Source organism: Paracoccus sp. (in: a-proteobacteria), assembly GCF_047973135.1.
Classification (GTDB): Bacteria; Pseudomonadota; Alphaproteobacteria; order Rhodobacterales; family Rhodobacteraceae; genus Paracoccus.
Window position 1 is genome coordinate 1 of the sequence record NZ_JBKEBL010000061.1, and the last position, 1,851, is coordinate 1,851.

The 1,851-nt window shown below is 60.7% G+C and carries 1 protein-coding gene; it reads left to right on the forward strand.

Annotation, left to right across the window (positions count from 1 at the left end):
• Positions 1-753: 753 nt before the first annotated feature.
• Positions 754-1,851, forward strand: a 1,098-nt coding sequence (locus ACK5L9_RS05450; RefSeq protein WP_416910441.1) for a circularly permuted type 2 ATP-grasp protein, incomplete at its 3' end; no start/stop codon positions are given.

Consider the following 1,851-nt stretch of genomic DNA (forward strand, 5'->3'; position numbering starts at 1 on the left):
GCGCATCCTGTCCTTGAACCGTGTCGCGATTGCGGCATCGATCCGTTTTTCGCACACCGTGACCACCACGCGGGCATCCCGGTCGGCGACGATCAGTTCCATTGACATCCCCCGGATTACGGAAACCTGACGGCGACGCTAGCGCCAAAAGATTACCAGCCCGTAACCGGCACCGCGCTTTCGCAGCATTTTCACTATTTCAATGTGCGGAAACGCATCGGGGATCTGCCCCGTCAGCCATTCTTCAAGGCCAGGCTGCGGGGAATAGCTCAGGATTTCGGCCGTGAACCCGCACTCTCGGGCTGCGGACGCGAAAGGCGCATGGAACCGGCGGCCCCCCTGTTACAGGGCAAACACGCAAATGCGTGGGCAGGGCCGCAGGGATAGCTGAATCGGCCCCCATGCCGGGTACGGCTTTCGTGGGTCAGGGGCGATGACGCGGCGCATATGAAGCATATGGAAAGGGAATTTTTCAAATTGGCACAAGGCCACCGTGACCTTGGCCGACCTGTGCCGCGGTTTCAAGGCCAGAGCGCTTTCGTTCCGGTTGGCGGTGTCACCCTGTGGCCGCCCTTACGGACCCGCGACTGCCCAAATCCCCGGCACGAGCGGGCGCGATACCGCCTGCCCGGCGCCCGAACTGATGAACTTTTGTGAATTTCCTGCTGTTCTGCTGTGGACTTCGCCATGGCGTGTCCTAATCATCGGCGTAAGATCGGCTTGCAAGAGGCACCGTCCGGGCATGGGGGGAAAATGACCTATTACAACGAGATGTTTGAAGGCAAGGAAGTCCGGGAACCCTATGCGCGGCTGCGTAACTGGGTGGATGCCATGCCGACAGATTTCCGTCAGATGAAGCAGGCCGAGGCCGAAGCGCTGTTCCGGCGCATCGGCATCACCTTCGCCGTTTATGGCGAGGGCGGCGATCCCGACCGGCTGATCCCCTTCGACATGATGCCGCGCGTCTTCGAACAATCCGAATGGCGCAAGCTGGAACGCGGCATCAAGCAACGCGCCCGCGCGCTGAACGCCTTTCTGCGCGACGTCTATGGCCGGGCCGAGATCATCCGGGCGGGCCGCATTCCCGGTCGGCTGGTCTATCAGAACGAGGCCTATGAAAAGGCCGTGGTGGGCGTGGTGCCTCCGCGAGGCGTCTATTCGCATATCATCGGCATCGATCTGGTGCGCACCGCCAAGGACGAATTCTTCGTGCTCGAAGATAACTGCCGCACCCCGTCCGGCGTCAGCTACATGCTGGAAAACCGGGAAATCATGATGCGCATGTTCCCGCAGCTTTTTCGCGAGAACCGGATCGAGCCGGTGGACCAGTATCCCGAATTGCTGCGCCGCACGCTGGAATCGGTCGCGCCGCCGAAATGTTCCGACCGGCCGACCTGCGCGATCCTGACGCCGGGCCATTTCAACAGCGCCTATTACGAACACAGTTTCCTTGCGAACCTGATGGGCGTCGAGCTGCTGGAAGGGCAGGATTTGTTCGTGGACGGCGAATTTGTCTATATGCGAACCACGCAGGGACCGAAACGCGTCGATGTCATCTATCGCCGTATCGACGACCCGTTCCTTGACCCGCTGTGCTTCCGCCCCGATTCGATGCTGGGCGTGCCGGGGCTGATGGATGTCTATCGTTCCGGCGGGGTCACGATCTGTTCCGCGCCCGGTGCGGGCGTGGCGGATGACAAGGCGATCTATACCTTCGTCCCCGAGATGGTGCGCTTTTATCTGGGCGAGGAACCCCTGCTGAACAACGTCCAGACCTGGACCCTGTGGAAAGAGGATGACTACAAGCATGTCATGGCAAATTTGCCCGATCTGGTCGTGAAAGAGGTTCAC